A 13672-nucleotide genomic window follows, 5' to 3' on the forward strand; every position below is an offset into this window, starting at 1 on the left:
GTTTGAAAAAGATAAAATTTCACGTTTCAAAGTGTAGGTTTTTGTAGTAGAATTAAGCATGAGGAATCCCTTTCTTTATTGTTTAGTGTAGATTTTGTTTCGCAACTTAATTCTACTACAAAAGGACTGGTGATTCCTTATATTTTGGGCATTTTCTGAAAGTTGTTCATTGCATTACCAGTGAAACAAGGGGTTTGTGGATAAAACTACGAAAACTCAAGAAGGTTAGGACTTGGTTTTTTTTTATTTTATGCTATAATTGAGCCATTGTCATAATCATATCATTAAAAATAAGGGAGGTTTGACCAGAGTAAATGATATGAGGATTGACTTGAGCGCCAGAACTCATGGTTGGTCACCAAAGAAGAGTTGACGAGGACAGGGAGTATCGAAATTTCGGCGGATGCCCTGGATAGCATCTTTTAAAACGGAAGAGTGATCCTTCGGACAAAGAAGATGAAATCATATGAAAGAGGTGCAGCCTATGTGTGGTATTGTAGGTTATATTGGAAATAAGCAGGCACAGTCCATTTTAATTGAAGGATTGTCAAAATTAGAATATCGTGGGTATGACTCTGCAGGGATTGCCGTACGTGATGATTGCGGAGCCATCCATGTTAAGAAGAAAAAAGGCCGGCTTAAAAATTTGGAAGAAATTTTAGCCTTGGACGGGTTAACTGGAAATTCTGGTATTGGTCATACTCGGTGGGCAACACATGGAGAACCATCAGACATCAATTCTCATCCCCATTGCAGCATTGATAATCGGATTGCCATCGTCCATAATGGCATTATCGAAAATTATATTGAATTAAAGGAAGAACTCATTAATCAGGGGCATCTCTTTGTGTCGGATACTGATACAGAAGTTGTCGCCCATCTTCTCAATGCACTGTATGATGGTAATTTAGTGTCGACGTTGCTAAAGGCAACCCAAAGACTTAAGGGGTCCTATGCCCTGGGCATCATGTGTACCGAAGAGCCGGACCGCATCGTGGCAGTTCGTAAGGATAGCCCACTCATCGTTGGGGTAGGGGATGGTGAAAACTTTATCGCATCGGATATCCCGGCGATCTTAAGCCACACCCGGGATGTGTATCTTCTCGATAATGATGAAATTGCCGTTTTAACGAAGAATAAGGTAACCGTAATGGATAAATACGGGGATACTGTCGGCAAACAGATTTTCAAAGTGGATTGGGACCCTGGTGATGCCGAAAAGGGTGGCTACGATCATTTTATGCTTAAAGAGATTAATGAGCAGCCCCGAGCCATATCGGATACCCTCACCGGAAGATGCTTTCCTGGAAAAATCGTTCTGGATGACGTCAATCTCGATGAAGAAGCCATGAAAAATATCCATAAAATCCAGATTGTTTCCTGTGGGACAGCCTATCACGCCGGAATGGTGGGGAAAGCTTATCTGGAAAAATACGCTCGTTTATCCGTTGAGACGGAAGCGGCATCTGAATATCGGTATAAAAATCCCATTGTTGATGCCCACACTCTGCTCATCGTCATCAGCCAATCTGGTGAAACCGCAGATACCTTAGCCGCCATTCGTCTGGCAAAGGAAAATGGTGCACGTGTATTGGCCATTACCAATGTCGTAGGAAGCTCCATCGCCCGTGAGGCCAATGATGTTCTATATACTAACGCTGGTCCGGAAATTGCCGTGGCCTCCACAAAGGCTTATATTACCCAGGTAGCCTGTATGTTAATGCTTGCCCTGCATTTAGGAAAGCTTAATGGAACCATCGACGATGCCGTCATTGAAGTGGTGACGGATGCCCTTTTAAAAACCTCAGATTCAGTTGCCCAGGCTATTAAAAAAAGCCAGATGATTTCTGATATTGCCTACGATCACTTTAAAATGGACGATGCATATTTCATTGGACGGTGCCTGGATTATTACACTTGCATGGAAGGTTCACTGAAGATGAAGGAAGTTTCTTATGTTCATTCCGAAGCCTTTGCTGCAGGGGAATTAAAGCATGGACCCATTGCACTTGTTGACGAAGGAACGGTCATTATTGCTGTGTGTACCCAGGAAAATGTCTTTGATAAAATGCTCAGCAATATCAAGGAGGTTAAAGCAAGGGGAGCCCACGTCATCGCCATCACCCAAAGCCGGCATACTGAAATCGAGTCTGAAGTAGATGAGGTTTTGTATATTCCGGATATGCTTGATGAAATAACTCCCATTTCTGCCATTGTCTATCTCCAGTTACTTGGCTATTATTTAGCCGTTGCCCGAGGATGTGATGTCGATAAACCAAAGAATCTGGCAAAATCGGTAACCGTTGAATAAAAAGATTGACCTTTATAGCTATTACCGTTAAAATAAAAAAGAACTTAATATTGTGAGAGGTTCGTAACCATCCCTCTATAAAAAACTAGGAAAAACGTACACAAAGGACGGATGGTTACATCACGTCCTTTTTTTGCGCGCAAGCTAACAGAAGTAGAAGGGATTACAGGAGTACCTCGACCCCAAAACGTAACACAAAGGAGCCCCAAAAATGAAAACAAAAAACGTCATCATAGACTGTGATCCCGGTATCGACGATGCACTGGCACTCATGCTGGCTTGCCGCTCGCCCCAATTAAATATCCTGGGGGTAACCATTGTTTCTGGAAACACCAGGGGAGAGCAGTGCGCAAAAAACGCTGTCCAAATTTTAAAGCTGATGGATCGGGAAGACATCCCCGTTTATTTAGGGGAAACCACCCCCTTAAAGCAAGCATTAAAAACCGCAGAAGATACCCATGCCGATGATGGCTTAGGGGGAATGGCTGATCAAAAGGGCGGGTTTAAGTATCATTTAAATGCTATCGATTTTATTTTGAAAACCCTGCAATCGGATATACCCATCGATATCATTGCCATTGGTCCCTTGAGCAATATTGCCCGCTGCCTAAAGCAGGATGCCAAAAACCTAAGAAGGCTCCAGACCCTAACGGTGATGGGGGGGGCCTTTCGAAGTCATGGAAATTGTTCACCCGTTGCTGAATTTAATTTTTGGGCAGATCCCGATGCCGCGGAATTGGTTTTTAAAAACCTGAATCGTCCCATCACCATGGTGGGGTTAGACGTTACCCGACAGGTTGTCATGACACCGAATTATACCCAGCTTATCCATTACTTTGGGGGGCCCATTGCAGAATGTATTGAAGGGATGATTGCTTTTTATACGGATTTCCACTGGAAGCAGGAGAAAACACTTGGAAGCGTGGTCAATGATCCACTGGCCCTGGCCTATTATTTAAACCCCGAATTATGTGGGGGAGAGGATTATTATGTCAGTATCGTGACAGAGGGAAAGGCCACTGGAATGAGCATGGTCGATGTTCAGGGAATCGAAGGAAGGGCTCCCAATGCCCATGTATTAACGGAAGTTGACGCTGCTGGCTTTTTCAAATACTTTTTAGGTCAACTTTTCCCTGAACAGAGACAAACGATTTGTGAAATAATTGACAATCCGAAGTATTAACAGGAGGTTGAATGAATGAAATGTTTGAAGTTAAATCCGCAAACCCTTTGTTTTGCGGCCCTGATGATCGGCATTAATATTTTAGGTGGATTTTTAGCCTTGATGCTCAAGCTTCCCATTTATCTTGATTCCATCGGTACCATCTTATCCGCTCTGATCCTTGGACCCCTTGGTGGTGGTCTGGTTGGCATCTTAACTGCACTGGTCAATGGATTAACCTTCGATCCAGTTTCCCTGTATTTTTTACCCGTTCAGCTTTTTATTGGTGTTGCGACGGGCTTGTTATTTAAAAACGGACGTTTTGAAGGGGTTAAGTCAATTTTATCCATTATTCTCATTGCAGTGTTGGTTTCCATGATTTCTTCAATCATTGTCGCCCTTATTTTTGATGGGGTGACCTCTTCGGGATCGAGCCTTATCGTTGCGGTCATGAGAAACGTCGGTATTAATCTTTTTGCCTCGGTGTTTTCAACTCAAATTATTACAGATGTCCTGGATAAAGCCATCGCATTCGCCGTTGCCTTTGCTGCCATAAAAGCCATTCCCCAGATATTTCTGGAGCGGTTAACCCATAGTAGTTTTAAATAATTTCCGTTGTTATCACTTAAAAAATCCTAAAGTCGCACAACGCGGCCTTAGGATTTTTTCTTTCCTTATTTTTGAGAGGTGGAAAAATGGGCCAATGGATTTTTGTATAAGGCATCCCGGACCTCGTCATCTTCAATATGAGTATAGATCTCGGTGGTCGAAATATTCTCGTGGCCGAGGACCTTTTGAAGGGTCCGGATATCGACCTGGCCATATTTATGCATCAGGGTTGCCGCCGTATGTCGAAGCTTATGCACTGAAAATTTATTCACATCCAGGCCAGCCTTTTGGATGTACTTATCCACCATAACTTGAACCGTACGGTTAGAGATCGGCTGCTTTCGGTTGCTTAAAAACAAATAATCAGATTCAACCTCCTCTGGGCGGAGTTTAAGATAATTTTCAATGGCCTCAATACAAGCATCATTTAAAAAAATATTTCTTTCTTTGTTTCCTTTTCCGATTATATGGAGGGTCTCATCCTGGATATCCGAAAGCTTGATATGGGTCAGCTCTGAAAGACGCATTCCACAGTTCAGAAAAAGGGTAATGATTGCCAAATCGCGCTCGGCGTACCGGCCATCTACGGCCCCTAGGAGGCTTAAGGCTTCATCTAAGGTCATATAAATGGGGTCACGGTGCTTCACCTTTGGAATCTCAAGGTTTTGGGTGGGGTCTGCCATATCAATATGGCACACAAAGGTTAAATAATGATATAGGCTTCGAATAGCCGCTGTTTTACGTTTTCTTGTGCTATCCACATTATCCAGTGTGTTGGTTGAAAAGCCTAAAAAGGCATAAATATCGGGCAGGGAAACATTTTTCAGACACGGTATGTCGATGGTGGTAATTTCGATATCTCCAAAATCAGTAGGGGTATCACCTGTTGAATTGATTTGCCCACGACGCATGACTAAAAAACGGAAGAACTGGATCAGATCATTCTGATAGGATTTAACGGTATTATTGGAATAACCCTTAACGGAGATGAGATAATCCGAAAGCTCCAGAATGAGGGTGTTGGATTGGCGGGGTGTATTTTTCGTCATTTGTCCTCTTTTAACTCCATTTATGCGTATAACTTACGTTATACGCATAAATATTTGTGATGGTAAAAAGCGGATTGGCATCGCCTCTCCGCTTTGGTTTAGTTTTCCTTGGCTTTACTCAACTCAATCTGGCTTTCAAAAAGCTGGTTCTGTAGCTCCAGGATTGACTTTCGGTTTGATTCACTTTCTTGTTTCGCTTGTTTTAAATGCTCCCGATATTGGTTTAAAAGTTCTTCTTTTTCAGCGATAACATGGTTTAAGGCTTTTTTGTCTTTTTCTAAATCCGATATCGTATCCTTTAAAGTATTCACTTCATTTTGGGTGCCCTGAAGCTTTTCAGCCATCACATCCATGTGCTTGCTTTCTTCACGCTGTTTCTTTTCGATTTCCACGGCTTCCCGTTTTGTTTCAAACAGCATCTCGGCAATATTCATACATCCTAACAGGGAGATTCGAATTGGATTAGTATGGGGATTCTTATCAAGGATGTCATTCAGTTGATTGTTGACAAAGGATGAAATCTCCCGAATATAGGCTTCATTTTCACCTGCAACAACGGAAAATGTATTGTTCAATAGTCTGAGTTCAATCGATTTATTTGGGTTGCTCACGCTCTATACCTCCAATTCTACTCTATCTACTATTATAGAGAAGTCCATCCACTTTTTCAACCAAATAATAGCAAAGTTTTTACGCCTCATCTAAATAGTTTATGATTTCTGCTTCAGATAATAGACGGTATGGAATATGCTCTTTCTGCAAAGCATCAAACCCGGTTATACCACTCTCTTGGATACAATGCGTCGATACAATCGTCTTTTCATATTGGTTTGCAAATTCAAGGGTATGCAGTGTTCCACTATTCTCTTCAAATTCTGAAGTAATCACAAAATTAGAAGCCGCAGCCTGGAGGCGGTCCCGCTCAATGAACATCCCTGCATTGGCAATATCATAGGAAGAATATTCGCTGACTAAGCATCCGCCGGTTTCAACAATACGCTTAGCTAAACCAATATTTTCCTTGGGTGTGATATTCAGAATACTGGAGGGCAGGAAAGCGACGGTTGTTCCCCCGGCATCTAAACAGCCGAGATGGGCGGCACGGTCGCAGCCTGAGGCTAAACCACTGATAACGACATAATCCTTTTCTGCCAGCTGCTTTCCGGCCCAACGGGCAAAGGCACTCCCCTTCTCGCTGGGAGCCCGAGTTCCAATAACGGCTGCTCGTTTCGGTAAAGATAAAGCGCTGATATTGCCTTTGTAATAAATCAGATGAGGACCCTCTTTAAACTTCAACACATCCGGAAAATCCTCAGCATAAATACTTGCAACCTGGATATCATTATGTTCACAAATGGCAAGGATATTGTTAGCCGCTATCCTCGCGTTTAAAAACTCGCCAATGGGACTCATCTTTGAGAGTAAATTTAAACGAATGCCAATTTCAATTAATTCCATAAAACTAGCATGATTAAAATCACTGATCTCTTCTAAAATTCTTCCAATCTTTTTCCTTCCCAGCCCCTTGATCTGGGATAGAGCGATGATACTCCTGTTAATTTCTAAAGAATTCATAACGCCATCCTCTCACTCCAAAATTATAGTACTATTTTAACATTAATCTCTTAATGCTGCATCAAAGTTTTCTTTAAGTGAGTCAAGAATTTCATCCATAATGGGATTGATATCATCATCTGTCAAGGTTCGGGTATAATCCAGGAAGTAAATGGAGTAGGCCAGGCTTTTTTTGCCAGCAGGTATTTGCTTGCCTTGGTAGACATCGAAAAGATGGACATCTTCAATGAGTGCTTTCCCTTTTGAGCGGATGCAGGCTTCAATCTCGATTGCCGGGGTTTTTTCATCTAAAACGATGGCCAAGTCACGGGTAGACCCTGGGAATTTTGGAAGCTCAGCAAATTTAATGACGGTTTCTCTGGATGTGGTCATTAAATCAAAATTCATCTCACAAATATAAGTGCGTGGGGGTAAACCCAGTTTTTTAGCAATAGCGGGATGGACTTCACCAATTTGACCCAGTTCCTGGGAACCGATTGTGATGATTGCCTTTCTGCCAGGATGGAAGACCTCGTCTCCGCCGGCCTTAACGAAATAATTGGTAATTCCGGATTTTGCCAACAGGGCTTCAACAATCCCCTTTAGTGAAAAATAATCCATATTTTCCCCGTAGGCGGACAGCACCAGGTGGGCAATCTCTGTGGGTAAGGTTCCACTGCTTTCCGACGCATGGTAGGTCTGGGCGATTTCAAAGAAGCGTCCCTTGGCATTATTTCGGTTGTAATTCAAGGCGAGAAGCTCCAGCTGATGGCCCAGAAGATTATTACGCATGATGCTGCTGTCTTCACCAAAGGGATTTTTCAGTGCGATAATATCCTTTTGATCATTAAGTCCGATTTCAACATAACGTTTCGCACTGGTAAAGGAGGTGGTAAGGGTTTGGTAAAAGCCATTTCCAATTAAGAAGGCTTCCACTTCATCTTTATATTTCTGAGCGGGTGTCTTCCCCCCTGCCAGGGTGGCCCCACCCATGATGGTGCTTGGGAGCTTATCGTAACCGTAAATCCGGGCAACTTCCTCTGCAATATCTTCTTTGATTTCCAAATCCTGTCGGTAGTCCGGGACGGTTACTTTAATTTTTGTACCATCAATGCACTCCACAGGGATAAATAATCGCTTAAGAATATCCACGATTTCTTCCCGGCTGATCTCAATTCCGATAAAGCGATTAATCCAATCGCAATCCACTTCGATTTGCTTCTGAGTCGTAGGCTCTGGATAGACATCAATCATTCCTGGAATGATTTCACAGGCACCAATTTGATTCAGTAAATAAGTGGCCCGTAATGCCGCAATCTCTGTTAAATTTGGGTAGAGCCCTTTTTCATAACGGCCGGATGCTTCTGTTCGAAGTCCCAATTTTTTGGAGGTTAAACGAACACTTGTTTTATCAAAGCAAGCGGATTCTAATACCACATACTCCGTTTTTTCAGTTATCTCAGAATTTGCACCACCCATGATGCCGGCAACAGCCACAGGCTTTTGGCCATTGGTAATCATTAGCATGGAGGGATCGATAGCCCGCTCCTTGTCATCCAGGGTAACCACACTGGGGTCCATGGTTGTTTTAACCACAATCTCTGTAGCGTTCAGGCTCTTGTAATCAAAGGCATGCAGGGGCTGTCCCAGCTCCAGCATGACGTAGTTCGTCACATCGACGATATTATTAATGGGACGGACGCCGCTGTTTAAAAGCTTTATCTGCATCCATAAGGGTGATGGTTTAATCTGCTTCACCTTGAACATTTTGGCGGTGTAGCGAGAGCAAAGGCTGCTTTCAACCTTAACGTTCAACAAGTCTTGGATTTTTGAAGGGTCTTCTGCCTTGGAATCGTACAGGGCGATGTCTGCCAATTCCTCATTTAAAGTGGCGGCCGCCTCCCGGGCGATGCCATAAATGGATTGGCAGTCACTGCGGTTGGCCGTTATTTCTAAATCAAAAATCTGGTCATCTACCCACATTAATTCCCGGATGTTACAACCGGGCTGAACTCCCTCGGGCATAATATAGATACCCTCTGTAATTTCTTTGGCAAAAAGTCCGGTATCCATGCCCATCTCTTCCACAGAGCACATCATACCGTAGGATGAAATCCCCCGAAATTCAGTGCTCCCCATTTTAGTACCATCGGCAATGGTTGCGCCTTCCAGGGCAACAGGCACTACTGCACCTTCAAATACATTCGTCGCACTGGTGATGATTATTTTTTCACCAATGGTAGCCCCCATATCCAAGGTACAGACCTGGAGCTTATCAGCATTAGGGTGTTTTTCAATTTTTGTGATCTCCCCGGTATAAATACCAGAGACGACATCGGAAATGGGGGTGATGGTTTCGACCTTTGTTCCCGACATGGTCAGAAGATCACCGAATTTCACGGGATCAATATCGATATTTACAAATTCTTTCAGCCATTTTAGTGATACTAACATCAGTGATTCCTCCTATTTAAATTGAGATAAGAAACGCACATCATTTTCGAAGAGCAGTCGCAAATCGTTAATGCCATACTTGGTCAAGGCGATACGATCCAGGCCCATTCCGAAGGCAAACCCACTGTAGACATCGGGATCAATGCCGCAGTGACGGAGTACATTGGGATGAACCATTCCACAGCCCAGGAGCTCGACCCAGCCGGTATCGCTGCAGACGCGGCAGCCCGTTCCCCCACATTTAAAGCAGGTGACGTCCATTTCAGCGCTGGGCTCAGTAAAATAGAATTGATGGGGACGAAGCTTCGTCTTGACGCTGTTTCCAAAGAGACGTTTGGCAAAAAGATCCAGGGTTCCCTTTAAATCCGCCATGGTGATTCCCTTATCGATAACCAGTCCTTCCATTTGATGGAAGATTGGGGAATGGGTTGCATCAATTTCATCCCGGCGATATACACGACCAGGGGAAATAATTCGTAAAGGAGGAGCATTGTCACTCATAACACGTACCTGGACTGGTGAGGTCTGCGTTCTTAACACAATATCATCCTCAACATAAAAGGATTCTTGGATATCCCGGCTGGAATGATCCTGAGGCATGTTTAAATAATCAAAGTTGTACTTCACCCATTCAATTTCGGGCCCCTCTGCAATGGAAAAACCCATCCCTAGAAAGATATCTTCTAATTCCTTGATAATGTTATTTAAAGGATGATAGCCTCCAATTTCCGGCTGTTTCCCTGGTAAGGTGACATCGATATGCTCTTGCTGTATTGTGGCTTCAATCAATGCGGATTCAAGCAAGGCCTTCTTAGACGCTAAACCTTGTTCAATTTCTTCCCGGACCTCATTGGCCATCTTTCCGATAACAGGGCGCATTTCCTTAGAAAGCTTCCCCATTCCCTTCATGGCAGCCGTGAGCTGTCCCTTCTTCCCTAAAAATTTAACTCGTGCGTCATCTAGGGCCTTCAAATCCACAACTTCTACTAAATAATCTTGAAAATCCTTTTTAATTTGATTCAGTTGATCCTGCATGTGTTTGTCCTTTCATATGAAATAAAAAAACGCCCTTATAAAGGACGAATATTTCCGCGGTACCACCTTTGTTACCATCACCACTGATGGTCACTTCCATTTAACGCTATGTTGGCGGTAAGGGCTACTTCCAGAACAAATACCAGCTTCACCCCTACAGCTCCGGAATGAACTTCAGCTCGATTTTCATGGGAGGTCTTCCAGCCAAGGACCTCTTCTCTAGCATGAACATGCGCACCTACTCTTTCCTTCATCGCCCTTTATTCACTTTTCTTGCAATATCGTATAATACAATACCACCTGCGACACTTACATTGAGGGACTCAGCAGGCCCGTACATTGGTAACCGAAGCAAGTGATCACATTGTGCTTTCGTGTTATCCTTCATTCCTTTAGATTCATTTCCCAGAATGATAACGGGTTTAAATGTCTGATAATCCTTTATATCAAAATTTTCATTTCCTTCTAAAGCAGTCCCAATTATTGTATATCCAGACTGTTTTAATGTCAAGAGAATGTTGTCTAAAGAGACATTTTGCACAATAGGAAGATGAAAAACAGATCCCATTGAGCTGCGGAGCACCTTATCGTTATAAATATCCGCTGTTGATTCTGTCGTGATGATCCCTCCGAACCCCGCAGCATCTGCCGTGCGTATTAAGGTCCCCACATTTCCAGGGTCCTGGATATCTTCGAATATAACATAAGAAGGCAAATCCTGTTCCTTGTTTTCCATTTTTTGGCAACGGCACAAAACCCCTTCCGGGTTCTTTTGAAGGGAGATTTTTTGCATAACTGCGTCGTCAACCACCCAAGTTTCTACTCCCTTTGACTGAAGGTTGCGATTTAATCCATCCTCCTCCAGTATCTGGAGGAGTGACGGTGTTATAAAAATATCCGTGATGGGAACATCCCAGGCCAGTGCTTCACGAAAAAGCTTGATCCCCTCAAAGATAAAGGCATCCTCGGTATCCCGAATTCTTTTTCGTTGAAGAGCACAAATGGACTTAACCCTGGAGTTGCTACAGGATGTAATACTTCCTGGCATCAGCGTCCACTTTGGGCCAAACGGGTGACTTCGTTGATGCTTGCATTATCCCCAATGACGACCAATTTATCCCCTGGTACAATGATGTCCGTTGCCACAGGGGAAACATTCAGATGATCCTGGGAGCGAATGGCAATGACATTCAGACCATAGCGGGTCCGCATATCCAGAGATTCTAAAGCCTTATTTTCCCAGGTGTGGAGGCTGTCGATTTCGACAATGGAGTTATCCGTATCTAGCTCTAAAACATCGATAAAATCGCCGGAGAAGAGGTTGTGGGCCACACGTTCACCCATATCGCGCTCTGGGGAAAAGACTTTTTTAACCCCAAGCTTTAACAATACCTTTTCATGTTGGGCATTATTGGCCTTCCCATAAATCTCAGGAATCCCCAGCTCCTGGGCATTGACAACACCCATGATGCTGCTGTTGATATCAGAAGTGATGGATACAATGACGACATCGACATTTTTTAGACCAATTGATTTTAAGGCATTAATATCTGAGACATCGGCCTGAACCGCATAGGTTACGTAATTCGCGATATTTTGAACTTTCTCTTCATCACGGTCAACAACGACGACATTCGATCCCAGCTCACTCAGGGTAATGGCCAAGGCTTCACCAAAACGGCCCAGGCCCAAGATTGCAAATTGTTTATCTCTCATTTTACTCCTATCCAATCATAATATTGCCTTCAGGCAGTTTAAATTGTCCTTTGTTTTCCAACTCTTTTCGTTCCTTTCGGGTAATAACATAGGCAATTGTCAACGGGCCAACCCGTCCGATGAACATGGTAATGATAATCCCTATGCGACTAACAGCAGACAAGGAGGTAGTAACATCACAGGTTAGACCAACGGTTGAATAGGCAGAAAAGACTTCAAAAAGCAAATCCTGGGTATTCGTGTAGGGTTCTGCGATACATAACACCATGAAAACAAAAGTGACGATGAGTACACCGATGAAGAACACACAGGCTGCACGTGTTAGTGCACTTGATGGGATGGTCCGTTTAAAGCAGACCACATCTTTCTTCCCTGTAAGCATCCGAATCAACATAATAAACATAATGGCGACAGAGGTGGTTTTCACCCCACCGGCTGTTGAGCCGGGAGACCCTCCAATAAACATGAGGAGCATGGTTACTGTCTTAGCACCAGACGTCATTCCCACTTGGGAGATGGTATTGGAGCCAGCCGTTCTTGGGGTAACGGACTGATAAAATGCCGCCATAATTTTACCGTACCACGGTAGTCCCGCCAAGGTTTCTGGATTAGAGTACTCCAGGCAATAGATAGCTACTGCCCCGCCAATCAGGAGTATTCCAGTAATGGTCAGAACGATTTTGCTATGTAAGCTTAATCGCCGGGTGTTATGGAAATTAATGATCTCACTCGTAACCGCGAACCCCAAACCACCGATGACAATAAGGGCACAGGTAGTAAAATTAATGATGGGGTTATTGACATAGGCTGTATAGCTCTTGAAATTTCCAAATAAATCAAAACCTGCATTACAAAAAGAGGAGATTGAATGGAATATTCCAAAATAGATACCTTTTCCCCACCCGTATTCTGGGATAAAGACAAGGGCAAAGAGTATCGCTCCAGCAAGTTCAATGACTAAAGAGGAGCAAACAATATATTTTGTAAACTTGACCACGCCCTGGACCCGATCAGAATTCACTGAGGATTGAAGGAGCAAACGATTCTTTATTGTGATTTTCTTTCCAGCTAAGACAAACAAAATGGTCATTAAAGACATAAAGCCTAATCCACCAATTTGAATCATGATGATAATGACAAGCTGTCCGAAGAGGGACCAATAGGTCCCGGTATCGACAACGACAAGGCCGGTCACGCATACTGCTGAGGTGGCCGTGAACAGGCAATTTAAAAAGCCTGGACTTCGCCCGGTAGTGCTCGCCATGGGTAGGCTCAAAAGCAAAGCGCCGATTAGGATAACGGCTGCGAATCCAAACATTAAAATTTCCGCCGGTGATCGGCGGCGCAAATACGTCATAAAGGAATTTTCACCTTTAATTACTCTTACCATAGTACTCCCCGCAGGATATTGATTTGTTGAGACTCATTGTAACACTAATCCAATAAATTGCAAGGGATTTGATATTGTCAATAATAGTTGACAGATTTCCCTCAAGGATTCAGCGACCTTATGCAACATCCTGTAAGGACTGGTAATATTGCTGCCTCTTTATTATAGGTGGCACTCCACCAATCGATGAGCAGATTCTTCTGTTATTCCAGTAGCTCATGAAATATCTCCAGATTAAGACCTTCAATTCTTCGATGGTCATTTTTTCGGTATCATAGCGGTCATACAACAGTTCGGATTTCATCCGTGCCCACATACTTTCACATCTGGCGTTATCGTGGCAACGACCACCAGCCCTGTTCATGCTCTGCCTGACGTGAAATTTTTTGAGT

General features: G+C 43.5%; 12 protein-coding genes, 1 pseudogene, 1 riboswitch and 1 other annotated feature. Of the genes and pseudogenes, 3 read left to right on the forward strand and 10 right to left on the reverse strand.

What is annotated here, in order from left to right; genetic code table 11:
* The first annotated feature begins 484 nt into the window (after positions 1 to 484).
* The 3 genes from glmS (at position 485) to BLW33_RS13120 (ending at position 4082) form a co-directional block, all read left to right on the forward strand.
* Positions 485 to 2311: a glutamine--fructose-6-phosphate transaminase (isomerizing) gene (gene glmS, locus BLW33_RS13110; protein ID WP_090309731.1), complete on the forward strand. Its 1827-nt coding sequence runs from the start codon at positions 485 to 487 to the stop codon at positions 2309 to 2311.
* A gap of 50 nt (positions 2312 to 2361) precedes the next feature.
* Positions 2362 to 2406: riboswitch (PreQ1 riboswitch) on the forward strand.
* 116 nt (positions 2407 to 2522) lie between these two features.
* Positions 2523 to 3494 (forward strand): nucleoside hydrolase, encoded by a 972-nt coding sequence (locus BLW33_RS13115; protein WP_090309734.1) that lies wholly within the window; start codon positions 2523 to 2525, stop codon positions 3492 to 3494.
* 15 nt (positions 3495 to 3509) lie between these two features.
* On the forward strand, positions 3510 to 4082 hold the full coding sequence (locus BLW33_RS13120; protein WP_090309737.1) for an ECF transporter S component: 573 nt from the start codon (positions 3510 to 3512) through the stop codon (positions 4080 to 4082).
* A 65-nt stretch (positions 4083 to 4147) separates the two neighbouring features.
* On the opposite strand, the gene BLW33_RS13125 is transcribed toward BLW33_RS13120, so the two are convergent.
* From BLW33_RS13125 to BLW33_RS13165, 10 genes and pseudogenes are all read right to left on the reverse strand, one after another.
* Complete coding sequence (locus BLW33_RS13125; RefSeq protein WP_090309740.1) at positions 4148 to 5131, reverse strand: tyrosine-type recombinase/integrase; 984 nt, start codon at positions 5129 to 5131, stop codon at positions 4148 to 4150.
* Between the two features lie 98 nt (positions 5132 to 5229).
* Complete coding sequence (locus BLW33_RS13130; protein WP_090243048.1) at positions 5230 to 5742, reverse strand: cell division protein ZapA; 513 nt, start codon at positions 5740 to 5742, stop codon at positions 5230 to 5232.
* 79 nt (positions 5743 to 5821) lie between these two features.
* Positions 5822 to 6706, reverse strand: coding sequence for a DNA-processing protein DprA (locus BLW33_RS13135; protein WP_090309743.1), 885 nt, complete (start codon positions 6704 to 6706; stop codon positions 5822 to 5824).
* 42 nt (positions 6707 to 6748) lie between these two features.
* A complete protein-coding gene (gene pheT, locus BLW33_RS13140; RefSeq protein WP_090309746.1) occupies positions 6749 to 9139 on the reverse strand; it encodes a phenylalanine--tRNA ligase subunit beta in 2391 nt (796 codons plus the stop codon).
* A 12-nt stretch (positions 9140 to 9151) separates the two neighbouring features.
* Complete coding sequence (gene pheS, locus BLW33_RS13145; protein WP_090309749.1) at positions 9152 to 10174, reverse strand: phenylalanine--tRNA ligase subunit alpha; 1023 nt, start codon at positions 10172 to 10174, stop codon at positions 9152 to 9154.
* Positions 10175 to 10211: 37 nt separating this feature from the next.
* Positions 10212 to 10437 (reverse strand) — a binding site (T-box leader).
* Entirely contained in the window at positions 10425 to 10910 is a 486-nt protein-coding gene (locus tag BLW33_RS14425; RefSeq protein ID WP_242911686.1) for a TrmH family RNA methyltransferase, read from the reverse strand. (Overlaps the previous feature by 13 nt.)
* 9 nt (positions 10911 to 10919) lie before the next feature.
* Positions 10920 to 11222 (reverse strand): annotated as a pseudogene (locus tag BLW33_RS14600) (RNA methyltransferase substrate-binding domain-containing protein); the annotation flags it as partial.
* Entirely contained in the window at positions 11222 to 11890 is a 669-nt protein-coding gene (locus tag BLW33_RS13155) for a potassium channel family protein (protein WP_090309755.1), read from the reverse strand. The pseudogene BLW33_RS14600 and the gene BLW33_RS13155, both read right to left, overlap by 1 nt.
* 7 nt (positions 11891 to 11897) lie before the next feature.
* On the reverse strand, positions 11898 to 13208 hold the full coding sequence (locus tag BLW33_RS13160; RefSeq protein ID WP_242911687.1) for a TrkH family potassium uptake protein: 1311 nt from the start codon (positions 13206 to 13208) through the stop codon (positions 11898 to 11900).
* 190 nt (positions 13209 to 13398) lie between these two features.
* A partial coding sequence (locus BLW33_RS13165; RefSeq protein WP_143032652.1) for an integrase core domain-containing protein occupies positions 13399 to 13672 on the reverse strand: 274 nt, incomplete at its 5' end.

Source organism: Eubacterium aggregans (assembly GCF_900107815.1).
Lineage (GTDB): Bacteria > Bacillota > Clostridia > Eubacteriales > Eubacteriaceae > Eubacterium_O > Eubacterium_O aggregans.

Excerpts from the sequence above, each read along its gene's own strand:
- glmS (WP_090309731.1), top strand. The coding sequence starts at position 485 with ATGTGTGGTATTGTAGGTTATATTGGAAATAAGCAGGCACAGTCCATT.
- BLW33_RS13115 (WP_090309734.1), top strand. The coding sequence starts at position 2,523 with ATGAAAACAAAAAACGTCATCATAGACTGTGATCCCGGTATCGACGAT.
- BLW33_RS13120 (WP_090309737.1), top strand. The coding sequence starts at position 3,510 with ATGAAATGTTTGAAGTTAAATCCGCAAACCCTTTGTTTTGCGGCCCTG.
- BLW33_RS13125 (WP_090309740.1), bottom strand. The coding sequence starts at position 5,131 with ATGACGAAAAATACACCCCGCCAATCCAACACCCTCATTCTGGAGCTT.
- BLW33_RS13135 (WP_090309743.1), bottom strand. The coding sequence starts at position 6,706 with ATGAATTCTTTAGAAATTAACAGGAGTATCATCGCTCTATCCCAGATC.
- pheT (WP_090309746.1), bottom strand. The coding sequence starts at position 9,139 with ATGTTAGTATCACTAAAATGGCTGAAAGAATTTGTAAATATCGATATT.
- pheS (WP_090309749.1), bottom strand. The coding sequence starts at position 10,174 with ATGCAGGATCAACTGAATCAAATTAAAAAGGATTTTCAAGATTATTTA.
- BLW33_RS14425 (WP_242911686.1), bottom strand. The coding sequence starts at position 10,910 with ATGGAAAACAAGGAACAGGATTTGCCTTCTTATGTTATATTCGAAGAT.
- BLW33_RS13155 (WP_090309755.1), bottom strand. The coding sequence starts at position 11,890 with ATGAGAGATAAACAATTTGCAATCTTGGGCCTGGGCCGTTTTGGTGAA.
- BLW33_RS13160 (WP_242911687.1), bottom strand. The coding sequence starts at position 13,208 with ATGTTTGGATTCGCAGCCGTTATCCTAATCGGCGCTTTGCTTTTGAGC.